12 protein-coding genes and 1 pseudogene are annotated in these 12,718 nt (G+C 70.7%); 3 read left to right on the top strand and 10 right to left on the bottom strand.

Translation table 11 applies throughout. From position 1 onward, the window contains the following. Nucleotides 1-9: 9 nt before the first annotated feature. From mmsB to LY13_RS20570, 8 genes are all read right to left on the bottom strand, one after another. On the bottom strand, nt 10-1,251 hold the full coding sequence (gene mmsB / locus LY13_RS20605) for a multiple monosaccharide ABC transporter permease (RefSeq protein WP_253830252.1): 1,242 nt from the start codon (nt 1,249-1,251) through the stop codon (nt 10-12). After that, nucleotides 1,248-2,795: an ATP-binding cassette domain-containing protein gene (locus LY13_RS20600; protein WP_253830279.1), complete on the bottom strand. Its 1,548-nt coding sequence runs from the start codon at nt 2,793-2,795 to the stop codon at nt 1,248-1,250. The genes mmsB and LY13_RS20600 overlap by 4 nt, the downstream gene beginning before the upstream one ends. A gap of 86 nt (nt 2,796-2,881) precedes the next feature. After that, complete coding sequence (gene chvE / locus LY13_RS20595; protein WP_253830251.1) at nt 2,882-4,012, bottom strand: multiple monosaccharide ABC transporter substrate-binding protein; 1,131 nt, start codon at nt 4,010-4,012, stop codon at nt 2,882-2,884. A gap of 2 nt (nt 4,013-4,014) precedes the next feature. Beyond that, nucleotides 4,015-4,992, bottom strand: coding sequence for a hypothetical protein (locus LY13_RS20590; protein ID WP_253830250.1), 978 nt, complete (start codon nt 4,990-4,992; stop codon nt 4,015-4,017). Next, nucleotides 4,989-6,047 (bottom strand): zinc-dependent alcohol dehydrogenase, encoded by a 1,059-nt coding sequence (locus LY13_RS20585; protein ID WP_253830249.1) that lies wholly within the window; start codon nt 6,045-6,047, stop codon nt 4,989-4,991. The genes LY13_RS20590 and LY13_RS20585 overlap by 4 nt, the downstream gene beginning before the upstream one ends. After that, nucleotides 6,044-7,201, bottom strand: coding sequence for a mandelate racemase/muconate lactonizing enzyme family protein (locus LY13_RS20580; protein ID WP_253830248.1), 1,158 nt, complete (start codon nt 7,199-7,201; stop codon nt 6,044-6,046). Before LY13_RS20580 ends, LY13_RS20585 begins: the two co-directional genes overlap by 4 nt. Nucleotides 7,202-7,419: 218 nt before the next feature. After that, nucleotides 7,420-8,085 (bottom strand): class I SAM-dependent methyltransferase, encoded by a 666-nt coding sequence (locus LY13_RS20575; RefSeq protein WP_253830247.1) that lies wholly within the window; start codon nt 8,083-8,085, stop codon nt 7,420-7,422. Nucleotides 8,086-8,222: 137 nt separating this feature from the next. Beyond that, the gene (locus LY13_RS20570; RefSeq protein WP_253830246.1) at nt 8,223-8,879 is read right to left on the bottom strand and encodes a class I SAM-dependent methyltransferase; all 657 of its coding nucleotides are present in this window, start codon (nt 8,877-8,879) and stop codon (nt 8,223-8,225) included. 189 nt (nt 8,880-9,068) lie between these two features. Here LY13_RS20570 and LY13_RS20565 point away from each other — a divergent pair. Then, nucleotides 9,069-9,428, top strand: a pseudogene (locus LY13_RS20565) (M14 family zinc carboxypeptidase); the annotation flags it as partial. 99 nt (nt 9,429-9,527) lie between these two features. Here LY13_RS20565 and LY13_RS20560 read toward each other — a convergent pair. Next, nucleotides 9,528-10,898 carry an SRPBCC domain-containing protein gene (locus LY13_RS20560; RefSeq protein WP_253830245.1) on the bottom strand — a complete coding sequence of 457 codons (1,371 nt, stop codon included), beginning with the start codon at nt 10,896-10,898 and terminating at the stop codon, nt 9,528-9,530. Further along, on the bottom strand, nt 10,895-11,227 hold the full coding sequence (locus LY13_RS20555) for an ArsR/SmtB family transcription factor (RefSeq protein ID WP_253830244.1): 333 nt from the start codon (nt 11,225-11,227) through the stop codon (nt 10,895-10,897). Before LY13_RS20555 ends, LY13_RS20560 begins: the two co-directional genes overlap by 4 nt. Nucleotides 11,228-11,310: 83 nt before the next feature. On the opposite strand from LY13_RS20555, the gene LY13_RS20550 reads away from it, so the two are divergent. Together LY13_RS20550 and LY13_RS20545 are read left to right on the top strand one after the other, a co-directional pair. Further along, nucleotides 11,311-11,904 carry a helix-turn-helix domain-containing protein gene (locus LY13_RS20550; protein WP_253830243.1) on the top strand — a complete coding sequence of 198 codons (594 nt, stop codon included), beginning with the start codon at nt 11,311-11,313 and terminating at the stop codon, nt 11,902-11,904. An 85-nt stretch (nt 11,905-11,989) separates the two neighbouring features. Next, nucleotides 11,990-12,640 (top strand): RES family NAD+ phosphorylase, encoded by a 651-nt coding sequence (locus LY13_RS20545; RefSeq protein WP_253830242.1) that lies wholly within the window; start codon nt 11,990-11,992, stop codon nt 12,638-12,640. Nucleotides 12,641-12,718: the final 78 nt, after the last annotated feature.

Genomic DNA, 12,718 nt, shown 5'->3' with positions numbered 1-12,718 from the left:
GTCGTCGTCTCAGGTCGTCGTCGCGGCCCTGCGCTTGTTCCACACGTCGAACCCGACGGCCGCCAGCAGCACCAGGCCCTTGATCACCTGCTGGACGTCGGTGCCGATCCCGAGCAGCGACATGCCGTTGTTCAGCACGCCCAGCACCAGGCCACCGATCACCGCGCCCACGACGGTGCCGACACCGCCGCGCATCGACGCGCCGCCGATGAACGCGGCGGCGATCGCCTCGAGCTCGAACATGAGGCCGGCCTGCGGGGTGGCCGCGTTGAGCCGCGCCGCGTACACGCAACCGGCCAGTGCAGCCAGCACGCCCATGTTGACGAACACCAGGAACGTCACGCGCTTGTCGCGGACGCCGGAGAGCTTCGCGGCCTCCCGGTTCCCGCCGAGTGCGTAGATGTGCCTGCCGATCACAGCGTTGCGCATCACGTAGCCCAGCAGGAGCACCAGGCCGCACAGGATCAGCAGCACGACCGGGACACCGTGGTAGCTGGCGAGGGTGAGCGCGACGACCACGACCGCGGCCGCCATCGCGACACACTTGGCCACGAACAGCGGGAAGGGCAGCACCGTGAGGTCGTGGGCCGCCTGCCGCCGCCGGCCCCGGATCTGCTGCACGAGCAGCGCCACGACCGCCAGCAGGCCCAGCACGAGCGTCGGGTTGTGGTACTGGGTGTACGGGCCCATCTCCGGGATGAAGCCCTGCGCGATCTGCTGGAACCCCTGCGGGAACGGGGCCACCGACTGTCCTTCGAGGACGATCTGGGTCGCGCCCCGAAAGAGCAGCATGCCCGCCAGCGTGACGATGAACGACGGAATGCCGACGTAGGCGATCCAGAATCCCTGCCATGCACCCGCGACAGCGCCGACGACGAGCGACAGCACCAGCGCCACCACCCAGGGCAGGTCGTAGTCGACCATCATCACGGCGGCTATCGCGCCGACGAAGGCGACCAGGGAGCCGACGGACAGGTCGATGTGCCCGGCGACGATCACCATCATCATGCCGACGGCCAGGATGAGGATGTAGCTGTTCTGCTGCACCAGGTTGGAGACGTTGCTGGGGAGCAGCAACGTCCCGTCGGTCCAGATCTGGAACAGCAGGACGATCAGAGCCAGTGCGATCAGCATGCCGTACTGGCGCACGTTGTTGCGCGCGAGATCGAGCAGGATCCCGCCCGTGGACCGCTGTCCGGGAAGATGATCCGGAGCCGGCGCGTCGGGGGTACGGTCTTGTGTCGTGGTCATGTGCGGACCTTCGGTTCGGTATCCATGGTCATGTACCGCATGAGCGATTCCTGCGTGGCGTCCTCGCGGCCGACCTCACCGGTCAGCCGTCCCGCCGACATCGTGTAGATCCGATCGCACATCCCCAGCAGTTCCGGGAGTTCGGACGAGATGAACAGCACGGCCTTGCCCTCGGCGGCCAGCCGTTCGATCACGGTGTAGATCTCGAACTTCGAGCCGACGTCGATGCCGCGGGTCGGCTCGTCGAGGATGAGCACGTCCGGTCCGGCGTGGATCCACCTGCTCAGCACGACCTTCTGCTGGTTGCCGCCGCTGAGCCGCTCGACCGGTTCGAACACCGTGGGGGTCTTGATGTTCATCGACTCGCGGTAGCGCTCGGCCACCTGCTGTTCCCTGTGCTCGTCGACGGCGCCTCGACGGGTCATCCCCGGCAGCGACGTGAGCGAGATGTTGCGGTGCACCGTGTCGATGAGGTTCAGCCCGAACGTCTTGCGGTCCTCGGTGACGTAGGCGATGCCGTGGGAGATCGCCTCGGGCACGGTCCGGGTGCGTACCGGTTTTCCGTGCACCGCAACGGTTCCGCCCTCGTGGACGCCGTAGCTACGGCCGAACACGTTCATGGCCAGTTCGGTCCGGCCCGCACCCATCAGCCCGGCGACGCCGACGATCTCGCCGCGGCGCACGGTCAGCGACACGTCGTCGACGACCGTCCGCGGCTCCGCGGGGTGGCGGACGGTCCACCCGGACACCTCGAAGGCGACCTCCCCCGCGCCGTCACCCCGGTAGGGACGCCGCTCCGGGAAACGACTGCCGAGGTCACGTCCGACCATGCCGCGGATGATGCGTTCCTCGGACAGCTCCGGCTCGGCGTCCGGCGTGTCCCGCACCGGCAACGTCTCGACGCTGCGCCCGTCGCGCAGGATCGTCACCGAGTCGGCGATGCGCCGGATCTCCTCCAGCTTGTGCGAGATGACGATGCACGCGATGCCCTGGTCGCGTAGGTCCAGGATCAGCCGCAGCAGGTTCCGGCTGTCCTCGTCGTTGAGCGCCGCCGTCGGCTCGTCGAGGATGAGCAGTTCGACGTCCTTCGACAGCGCCTTCGCGATCTCGACGAGCTGTTGCTTGCCGACGCCCAGTTCGGCCACCCGCGTGCGCGGGTTGTCGGGCAGGCCCACCCGGCGAAGCAACCTCGCCGCGGCACTCAACGTGCCGCCCCAGCTGATGATGCCGCGGGTCGACCGCTCGTTGCCGAGGAAGATGTTCTCGGCGATCGACAGCTCCGGCACGAGCGCCAGTTCCTGGTGGATGATGACGATGCCGCGGCGCTCGCTCTCGGTGATGCCGCGGAACGCGACCGGTTCGCCCCGGAACTCGATCTCCCCGTCGTAGCTGCCGTGCGGATGGACGCCGCTGAGCACCTTCATCAGCGTCGACTTGCCCGCGCCGTTCTCGCCGCACACGGCGTGGATCTCCCGCGGCCGCACGGCCAGGTCGACGCCGGCCAGCGCCGTGACGCCGGGGAACGTCTTCGTGATGCCCTGCATCTCCAGCACCGGCGCGGTCTCGCTGCGGCCGCTCGCGCTCCCGGTGGTGTCGTCGCTCCCGGTCGTGTCGTCACTCTCGGTCGCGGTCATTCGATCTGCCCCGCCTTGTAGTAGCCCTCGTCGACGAGCAGCTGCACGTTCGACTCGTCGATGCTGACGGGGTCGAGCAGGTAGGCAGGCACGACCTTCGCGCCGTTGTCGTAGTCGGTCGTGTTGTTGAACTCCGGCTTCGTGCCGGTCAGCAGCGCGTCGCCCATCCGCACCGCCTGGTCGGCGAGTTCGCGGGTGTCCTTGAACACGGTCTGGGTCTGCTGGCCCGCCACGATCGACTTGATCGACGCGAGTTCGGCGTCCTGCCCGGTGACCACGGGGAACGGCTGGTTCTTGCCGCCGTACCCTGCGCTCTTGAGCGCCGAGAGGACACCGATGGAGATGCCGTCGTAGGGCGAGAGCACCGCGTCGAGCCGAGTGGTGCCGTAGTGGCGGCTGATCAGGTCGTCCATGCGCTTCTGGGCGGTACCGCCGTCCCAGCGCAACGTCGTGGCCTGGTTCATCCGCGTCTGCTTGCTGCGGACCTCGAGCCGGCCGCTCTCCAGGTACGGCCGCAACACGCTCATGGCGCCGTTCCAGAAATAGCGGGTGTTGTTGTCGTCCGGCGAACCGGCGAACAGCTCGATCGTGAAGGTCTCGTTCGGACGGTCCTCGAGTTCCAGTGCGTCCACGATGTACTGCCCCTGCAGGCGGCCGACCCGCTCGTTGTCGAACGAGGCGTACCCGTCGACGTGCTCGGTGCCCATGATGAGCCGGTCGTAGGCGATCACCCGGGTACCGGCGTCCTCGGCACGCTGGAGCACGTTCGTCAGCGCCGAACCGTCGATGGCCGCCACGACCAGGAGTTCGTGTCCCTTGGTGATCATGTTCTCGATCTGGGCGATCTGGTTCTCCACCGTGTCGTCGCCGTACTGCAGATCGGTCTTGTACCCGGCCTTGCGGAACTCCTCGGCCATGTTCCGGCCGTCGGCGATCCAGCGTTCGGACGACTTGGTCGGCATGGCCAGGCCGACGGTCGACCCCTTGCCGCCCTCCGGTTCGTAGCGGCTGCCGCCGCGGGCCTCCTGTCCGCAGGCCGCCAGAACGGCGACGAGTGCGACGGCGGCCAGGGCGGCGGTCACGGTGCTCGCAACACTGCGAGTGCCGTGCCCCACGCGGTTGCGCATGGTCAACTCCTTTCCGGTGTCGGGAACCGCCGCAGCGCACCCGGAGCGCGCGAACCGATCGGCGCCATGTCGCCGTCGGCCCCGTGGCGGGCCAGCAGGTCGAGTGCGAGGCGGCCGCGGCGCACCCGCTCCCGGGCGGTGTCGAGGGTCACGTCACGCAGATGTCCCCCGTAGGGATAGATGCCGGGCGCGTTGCTGAGACCGAACTTCAGGTACAGCGGAGCGCCGCGCCGGATGAACTCGGCCGCGTCGTACATCCGCACGTACCCGCCGAGGTCGTCGGGCGCCTCGAGATACAGATCCATCGGCGCCGCCGATACCCGACGGATCTCGGTCAGCTGGTCGAGCCCGAGGTCCGACGGGATGTTCACCGAGTCCGCGCCGAGGCCCTCCCACACGGCGTACGCGGCCGGGTTGACCGGCCCGACGAGCGCCGAGACCTTGAACGTCGTGTCCGCGGGCAGCGCTCCGGCCTCACGCAGCCGGTGCAGGGTCCACAGCACGCCTTCGTCGGCGACGAGCAGACACCGCACGCCCAGTTCGGCGGCGCGCAGTGCGTCCTCGACGCAGCCCGCCACCGACGTGTGGCCGCGGGCCCGCAGCCCGCCGCCGCCCGACGGGGTGCGGGTGGCGGCGCCGATGTCCCACGTGCCACGGGGACCGGTGAACAGGCACAGTTCGACGTCCCGCTCCGCGCAGGCCTCCACCATCTCGGTGATCTCGGCGTCGGTCAGCATCCACACGCCGCTGCCCTGGCTGATGCGGTGCACGGGCACGTTCAGCCGCGTCGACTCCTTCAGCACGGTGGCGAGCGCCTCGGGCCCCTCCACGGAAGGAACCTCGGTGCGCCACGTCCCTCCGCCGGGGAAGGCGTGCGGAGACGTATGCGCCGGGTCCGGTGGGGCTGCGCCCATACCGACGAGGTCGAGCGCTGCCGCGCCCGGCCGTCGCGGCTGCGGGGATCGGTCCGGTGCTGTCATGGGACTCCTTCGATGTCGGCGGGTTCGGACGGGATCAGCAGGACCTTGCCGACCGCGGGGTCGCCGGAGCCGACGAGTCCGATCGCCTCGGCGAATCCCTCCAGCGGCCTGCGATGGGTGATCAGCGGTGCGGTGCGCAGCAGGCCGGTGCCGAAGGCGCGGACGGCGTGCGACCACGCGCGCGGGGGTGCGCCGAACACGGTGCGCACGTCGAGTCGCCGGATCACCAGGTCGGTCGGGTCGAGTCCGGTCGCGCCCTCCGGTGGGATGCCAGTGAGCACGAGTCTGCCGCCCCGGCGGAGGAGCGCCGCGGCCGTGTGTGCGGACGTCGGAGCTCCGGCGGTCTCGACCACCACGTCGAAGCGGCCCGCCTGCAGCGCGGCCGGATCATCCGCGGTACCGACGGAATCCTTGTCACGGAAGGAATCCGCGCCGAGTTCCGCCGCCAGCTCCGCGCGCTCCGGCGCGCCTCCGATCAGCAACAGTTCCGCGGGCGAGGCCGCCGCGAGCAGTTGCAGCGCCGTCAGGCCCAGCGCCCCGTCGCCGACCACCGCGACCCGGTCACCCGGCCTCGCCCCCGCGGCCAGCGCCGCCGCCGCGCTGCACGCCGCGGGTTCCAGCAACGCGGCGGCCTCGAGGTCGGCGTCGTCGGGCAACGGATGCAGCAGCCGCGCCGGGAGCGTGAGCCTGTCGGCCATGGCTCCCGGTTGGGTGAAGCCCGTCTCGTCGTAACCGGCCGTGCAGAGCGTCGGATCGCCGTCGCGGCACCGGGCACAGGTCTGGCAGTTGCGGAAGCCCTCGCCGACGACCTTGCGGCCCACCAGCGCGGGGTCGACGCCCTCCCCGACCGTCTCGACCACTCCCGACCATTCGTGGCCCGGGGTGACCGGGTAGTGCACGTACTCGGCGGGCCGGGTGCCGCGGAACAGTTCCCGGTCGCTGCCGCACAACCCGCACGCGTGCACCCGGACGAGCGCCTCGTCCCGACCGGGCGGGCGCGGTGCGGTGTCGGTCAACCGGAAGCGGCCGGGCTCGTCGACGACGACGGCGGTCACGCCGAGCCCGTCGGGTCGCGCTTCTCCCAGCCTTCGGCCCACAGGTCGAAATGCGCCCGCTGCTGCGGGAACTCGGCGGCGGCATCGGTGTCGAGTTCGACGCCGAGGCCGGGCTCCTCCGGCAACCGGAAGTACCCGTCGACGACCTGGGGCGCTCCCGTGACGACGTGTTTGATCTCCGCATCGGCGAAGTCGTTGAAGTGTTCGAGGATCTTGAAGTTCGGCGTGCATCCCGCGAGCTGCAGCGACGCGGCCGTCAGCACCGAGCCGCCGACGTTGTGCGGCGCGACGAGCATGTAGTGCGTCTCCGCCGTGGCCGCGAGTTTGCGGGTCTCCGCGATACCGCCGAGGTGGCCGACATCCGGTTGCAGGACGTCGACGGCCTGCGAGTCGAACAGTTCGCGGAACTCGATGCGGTCGTGGATGCGCTCGCCGGTGGCGATGGGCGCGTCGACCTTGCCCGCGACCTTCTCCAGCGCCTTGAGGTTCTCCGGCGGGACGGGCTCCTCGATCCATGCGGGCTTGTACGGCGCGAGCTCGCGGGCCAGTCGGATCGCGGTCGCGGGGCTGAACCGGCCGTGCATCTCGAGCATGAGTTCGCACTCGTCGCCGATCGCGTCGCGCACGGCTTCGATGAGGGAGACGGCGTAGGCGGTCGCGTCGTGGTCGAGTTCGAGATAGCCGGTGCCGAACGGGTCGATCTTCAGGGCCCGGTACCCGCGGTCGACGACGGTGCGCGCGGCGGCGTGGTACGCCTCGGGCGTCCGTTCGGTGGTGTACCAGCCGTTGGCGTAGGCCTTCACGCGGTCGGTGACCTTGCCGCCCAGCAGCTGCCACACCGGCACGCCGAGCGCCTTGCCCTTGATGTCCCAGCACGCCATCTCGATGCAGGCGATGCCCGACATCACGATCTCGCCTGCCCTGCCGAAGTCGCCGTACTTCATCCGGCGCACCAGGTCTTCGACCGCGAACGGGTCGGATCCGGCGATGTGGTTGAGCTCGGCCTCCCGCAGATACCCGAGCAACGCCTCGGTGTGGCCCAACATGCGCGTCTCTCCGACGCCCGTGAGGCCGTCATCGGTGTGGACGAGCACATAGGTCAGGTTCCGCCACGGAGTCCCGACGACGTGCGTACTGATTCCGGTGATCTTCACTAGCACACCCCGATGTGTGTTCGAGATTTCGGACGTCGTTCGAAATACAGATCAGAACTTAGGTGTCACCCGTTCGTGAGTCAATGGACTGTTCCGGCGACACCGACGTCCGCCCCGAACACGACGAGGGGGCGGGCACCGTCCACGACGGTGCCCGCCCCCTCGCGCTGGGGGAAGCCGGCCAGGAGCTCTCGACCGGGATTCCTCGACCGGAACTCTCAGTCGCGTCGGATCCGCGCCAGCCACGCGGGCAGGTCGACGACGGTCCCGGAGGGGACACCGAGCGCCTCGGCGTCTCCTCCCCTGGCGACCGCGCGGTAGCGGTTCGAGGTCAGTTCCTCGATCGTCCAGCCGTCGGCGAACGCGTCCCGGACGGCCGCGTCGCTGATCCTCGGACCGAAACCGGGGTCCTCGCTCTCCGCGAGTGCCAGCACGTGCACCACCGCGCCGGGCCGGGTGATGCGGTGCAGCACGTCGGCGTACCGCCGCTGGTCCGCGGGTTCGAAGACGTGGAACAGGGCACTGTCGAGGATCGTGTCGAACGGGGCGCCGGGATCCCCGTCGTTGCCGCCCGCACCGAGTTCCCGGTCCAGGTCGAACGCATCGGCGACCCGGAAGTGCGCGTCGACGCCACGCGAGCGGGCGAGTTCGGTCGCTCGTTCCACGGCGTGCGGCGCGAAGTCGACGCCGAGCACGTCGTGGCCGCGGCGCGCGAGCAGCAGGGTGTGCTCGCCGGTTCCGCACCCGGCGTCGAGCACCCTGCCGCCGATCCCGCCGTCGCGTTCCAGTGCCACGACCGCGGGCTGCGGCTCGTCGATGACCCAGGGAGCACCGCCCCCGGTGTAGGACTCGTCGAAGTTGCGCTGTGCCACGGTGTCGGTCATCGCTCTGCCCCTCCTGGGAAGCCGGATCGTCCGGCGGTGCGGGTGCGTTGTTCGTGCGGGTGGTCGGTGGGTGTGCGGGTGGTCGCAGCGTGCGGGTGGTCGGAGCGTCCGGGGCTCCTGCTTGCCGCGGCGAGGCGTCACTCCCGCCGGATGCGTGCGAGCCACGCGGGCAGGTCCACCGGAGCGCCCGGCCGGACGCCGAGTGCATCCGCGTGTTCCTGTGCGTGGGCGACCGCCCGGTAGCGCGAACTTTCCAGTTCCTCGATCGTCCAGCCGTCGGCGAACGCTTCCCGGATCGCCGCGTCGCTGATCCTCGGACCGAAACCGGGCTCCTCGGTCTCGGCGAGCGCGAGGACATGCACCGTCGAGCCCGGGCGCGTGACCCGGTGCAGCGCGTCCGCGTAGCGACGTCGGCCCTCGGCCCCGAAAACGTGGAACAGGGCGCTGTCGAGAATCGTGTCGAACGGGGCACCGAGGTCCCCGCCCCTCGTGCCGTCGCCGAGCGTCACCGCGTCGGCGACGTCGAACGCGGCCCGCACGCCGCGTTCGGCAGCGGTGCGACGGGCGAGCTCCACGGCCGCGTTCGAGAAGTCGATGCCGAGCACGTCGTAACCGCGCGCGGCGAGGTGGATGGTGTGCTCCCCGGCGCCGCAACCGGCGCCGAACACCCGGCCCGTGATCCGGCCCGTCCGCTCCAGAGTCGGAATCGCGGGTTGGGGCTCGCCGATCACCCAGCCCGCGGTCCCCTCCGCGTAGGCGCTCTCGAATGTTTCCCGTCCGACCGTCTCCGTCATCGACGCTCCTGTCCGGTGTGCCGTGTGTCCGATGTGCTGTGCGGGTGCGACCAGCGTGCAACCTCCAGCGCGCTCGAAGTCAACCGGCGCGTGTGGACGGCACGTGGGAACGGCCTCCGATTTGCGTCGGTTGCCGCTCCTCGCACCCACGATCAGCCTGATGACACGCCGATCACACGTCGGACAGCGACGGGACACATCGACTTCCACACCTACGGTGAGCTGGTGCTGTGGCCGTTCGGCCACACCACCGACGAGGTCACCGAGGACATGACCCGGGAGCAGGCGCAGCGGTTCCGGGACGTGGGCCGGGAGATGGCCGGCAGCAACGGCTACACGCCCCAGCAGTCCAGCGACCTCTACGTCACCGACGGCGACGTGAACGGCTGGATGTGGGGCGAGCACCGCATCCTGAGCTTCACGTTCGAGATGTACCCGGCCTCCGGCGGCGGTCTCGACGGGTTCTACCCCGGCGACGAGGACATCGCCGCGGAGACCGAACGCAACGACGAGGCCGTCGACATCCTCCTCCGCGAGGCGGGGGCGTAACCGGTCCGAACCGGACGGTGGGCCTGCGGACCGACCCACAGGCCCACCGCGTGTCCCGCACCCGGGGCCGGGAGTTCTGTCCCCGAGGCCTCGATGGGCCTACTCCCCCGCCGCGTCCCGCCGCCCGTCCCGTTCGGCGTAGCGGCGGCGCAGTTGTTCGGTCCGCTCCTCGGGCCACGGACAGCGCACGTCACCGTGCAGGGCGGCGAACAGCAGTTCCAGGTGGGTGTGCCAGGCGGCGAGCGCGAGTGCCACATCCGCCGAGTCGGGCAGGGTCTGCGTCACGCGGAGTCGCGTGCCGATGGGCTCCTGGTCGCGCAGCTCGAACCGCACCGCGCCGCCCGCCGCGGCGTACTCGACGGACCGTCCGGATTCGACGCGGGTCACCGCGCCCGGTTCCAGGTACCCGTGGGTGAACCGCACCGGAGCCGGCTCTGCCGCGACCGGCGGATCCCCCTCGGTCAGCGCGGACCACACGACGTCGGGCGCCTGCACGAGGTCGCGTTCGAACCGCACCTCGACGCCGTCGGCGCCCCGTGCGACCGTGCCGTCGGCGAGCCCGTACTCCTCGACGTAGGTCTCGGCGCGGGCGAGGAACCACCGGCCGTCGCGCTGCGGCGACTCGGTGCCGTCGAGCAGCGCGGCGAGCGCATCGAGGCACTGCTCCCAACCCGGGCCCTGCCGCGCCACGGACGGCAGGTCGCCGGAGGTGTCGGTGCCGCTGAACGTGTGGCTGAACCGCAGCAGGCAGCCACCGTCGTCCTCGGCCGCGAGTTCGAACCGCAGCACCGAGCGTGCCCAGCGGAAGGCGTAGACCTTCGGCGGGTCGCATTCGAGGACCCGGCCCTCGGCGACGTCGCCGGGCATGTCCGTCACGAACCGCATCGGTGCGCCCTGCTCGGGGACGGCCTCGACGCCCACCGGAAACCACCCCGCCAGTTCGGCGGGGTCGGTGAGCGCCCGCCAGACCCGCTGCGGCGGATGGGCCAGCCTGCGCTCGAAGCGCAGCACCGGCGCACCGTCGACGTCGTCGAGCACGCCGAGGTCGAGCCGGCCCACCGTGGCCGCCAGCACGTCGAGGCAGCCCTGCCAACCGGTGAAGGTCTGCTCGGCCCACGGGTTGTCGGCGAAGGTGTGCTCGAAGAGCAGCACGCAGCCGCCACCGTCCGGTTCCAGCGTCAGCCGCAGGCGGTGCTCGCCGGTCTCCCGGTCGAACTCGGTGAACGCGAGACACCGCTGTGGCACCAGCTCGGTGATCTCGGCGTAGAGGTCGGTGGGGTCGCCGTCCGGTTCGCGGTAGCGGATGATGCCGCCCACCCGCAGGTCGAGCTCCTCGATCCGGAACGGGTACCACGCGCTGAGGTGTTCGGGTTCGGTCAACGCCCGCCACACCTTGGCGGGCGGGTGCGCGAATCGGCGTTCGAACCGCAGCTGCCAGCCGTCGCCGGTGCGCCGTTGGGTGTCGGTCACGTCTGCTCCTCGGGGTCGGTTTCGTCCGGCATCCGGTCGAGGTGGCGTTCGAGCGCGTCGAGACTGTCCGACCACAACCTGCGGTACGGCGCGAGCCACGCGTCGACCTCGGCCAGCGGCTCGGGTCGCAGCCGATACCAGCGGCGCTGGGCGTCCTGCCGCACGGCGACCAGGCCCGCCTCACGCAGGACACGCAGGTGTTTCGACACGGCGGGCTGGGTCAGGTCGAGCCGGGTCGCCAGGTCGCCGACCAGGCATTCGCTCCTGCGCAGCAGGTCGAGAATCTCACGCCGCCGCGGTTCCGCCAGCACCTCGAAGGTAGTTGCCACACCAGGAATATAACCAAGTAGGCATATTAAGTCGAGTACGGCGACATACGCACGAATGCGCACGCCCGTGTTAGCATGGGTGCATGACCGGCACGACGACAGCTCTCGAGACCGTGCTCGCGCGCACCGGACTCAAGGTGGACGCGGGCGAGTTCCTGGCGCTCGTCGAGCAGGCCGCCCGGCGCCTCTCCCCCGGTGACCCGGACCCGGCGCACTTCTTCTCGGCCGAGCAACGCGACGTCCTCACCGACGTCGGCCTCGACCTGTCGGCCACCACGTCCGGCGAACCCGACGCGCGCGCGAACGCCGTCGCCACCCAGGCCGTGTTCGCCGACTCCGCGCTGACGGTCACCGAGGCCGCGCGACGACTCGGCGTCGACGACAGCCGTGTCCGCCACCGCCTCAAGCAGCACCGGCTCGCCGGCTGGAAGGGCCACGGCGGGTGGCGACTGCCCGCGTGGCAGTTCACCGCCGACGCCGCCGTACCGGGTCTCGACGTCGTGCTCCGCGCCGTACCCGACGACCAACCCGCACTCGTGGTCGCCGGGTTCATGACGACGCCGCAGTCCGACCTCCTGATCCGCGACACGCCGGCGACCCCCCGCGACTGGCTGCTAGCGGGCGGCGATCCTGCGCGCGTGGCCGAGCTGGCCGCTACGCTCGGAACGCCCGCCTGACGCATCCGGCGGGCACCCGGCCCCACCGCATCCGACCCCACCGCATCCGTCCCCGAGCGCGCACCGAGGAGCACGTCGGCACGTCATGGCACGGTTACCCCTGCCCCCGCCGGGCGAGGTCCTGCGACAGCACCTCCGCCCGGACGAGGACATCGTCGCGGTCCACCCGGCCACGCGGCTCGTGCGCGTCTTCGCCGCGCGCGGGAACCACCCGCAACGCTGGGACACGTTCCGTCATGCCGGACCGATCGCCCACGCACGGTTCGATCCGCATCCGGCAGCGGAAACGCCGTCGCACCACCCCGAGCACGGCGTCCTCTACTTCGGACTGTCGGTGCGCACCAGCGTGGCCGAGGTCTTCCAGGCCACGTCCACAGTGGACCGAACGACGCGCGGTCCGCACCTCGTGGTCGTCCGACCTTCCCGCACGTTGCGACTGCTCGACCTGTCCGGACTGTGGCCCACCCGGGTCGGGGCGTCGCAGGAGATCTCCAGCGGGCCGAAGAAGGTCACGCAGGCGTGGGCCCGCGCGATCCGCGCGGAGCTGCCGGACCTGGACGGGCTGTGGTACCGCTCGTCGATGGACGGCGGCGAACCCGCCGTGTGCCTGTGGAACCCTCCCGCGGGCTCGGCACTGCCCGCGTCACCGGACATCCTACTCGGGCTCGATCACCCGGGGCTCGACGTGCCGTTGGCCCGGGTGTGCCGCGAACTCGGCTACGTCCTGCTCGACTGAGACGCCCGGCCCCACCGAGCAGGCCCTCGCTGAGCCGGCCCCGACCCGGCCCGCCCCGGTCCGCCCGGGCCGCTCCAC

It is taken from the genome of Prauserella aidingensis (genome assembly GCF_024171865.1).
GTDB classification, from domain to species: domain Bacteria; phylum Actinomycetota; class Actinomycetes; order Mycobacteriales; family Pseudonocardiaceae; genus Prauserella; species Prauserella aidingensis.
Note: the sequence above shows the minus strand (reverse complement) of the source record. Positions and strands in the feature narration are given on the sequence as shown.